At 36.3% G+C, this 1,024-nt stretch carries 1 protein-coding gene; it reads left to right on the top strand.

Annotated features, from left to right (window positions below):
• Positions 1–223: 223 nt before the first annotated feature.
• Positions 224–1,024: recombinase RecT (locus tag U736_RS0108785; protein WP_026500697.1), on the top strand; the 801-nt coding region annotated here is incomplete at its 3' end.

The raw sequence follows: 1,024 nt of genomic DNA, 5'->3' as shown, positions 1-1,024 counted from the left end.
CACATTTCCGGAAATATGAAAATTCTAGATGGAGTATATATTTTCGATAATGTAAATATTTCTGGTAATCTTGAAATTCGTGGACGCAATTCAATCATCTACGAAAGTGACTATTCAGCAAGCAATATAAGCTACATAAGCCGTTTCTAGCAACAAAAACAAACTTTTAAACACAAGCGTGATTCACGCCACGGGTGAATTGCGCGCAATGTAGGAAATCAAGATGAAAAATTCCACTCTTTTAAAAGAAATAGCAAGAAAATATGGATTTTCTGCTGAAGAATTTCAAACCACAATCATAAAAACTTGTATTGGAGATAAAAATGCTAGTGTCATCACTGATGCGGAATTTATTACTTTTCTTTTTGTTGCCAATACTTATGGACTTAATCCTTTAACTAAAGAAATTTATGTATTTCCTAAAAAAGGCGGCGGCATGATCCCTGTTGTTTCTATCGACGGTTGGATAAAGATCATCAAATCAAATCCTAACTTTGATGGCATGACCTTTCAAGATCAACTCGATAAAGATGGGAATCTCATTGCTATCAAATGTGCTATTCGTCTCAAAGGAATTAAGGATCCTATCGAAGTCACCGAATATCTCAAAGAATGCGCACAAGACCACAGTGACCCTTGGAAAAAATATCCAGCACGTATGTTGCGCCATAAAGCCACTATACAATGCGCTCGCTATGCTTTCGGATTTTCTGGTATTTATGAAGAAGATGAAGCCGCACGTATCCATGAAGCAAACCATAACGTACAAACGAAGTTAGTTTCTTATGACGTGCTTACGCAAATCAAACAATTAATAAACATCACTCAAACAGAAGAGGAAAAAGTGCTTAAGTATGGACGAGTCGACAAGCTTGAAGATCTTCCTGATGAAGTAGCACAAAGTATTTTGGATGTTTTGCAAAAGAGACAGCATGAAAAAGAACAATCTTTCCTACAACAAAAGCAAATAGAGGCGCCTATACAAGATGCCGAATATATTCACGTCCAAGATATCGAATATGCA

It is taken from the genome of Bartonella grahamii ATCC 700132, from assembly GCF_000518085.1.
In the GTDB taxonomy this organism is placed as follows: domain Bacteria; phylum Pseudomonadota; class Alphaproteobacteria; order Rhizobiales; family Rhizobiaceae; genus Bartonella; species Bartonella grahamii.
This window is presented reverse-complemented; position numbering and strand designations above follow the sequence as displayed.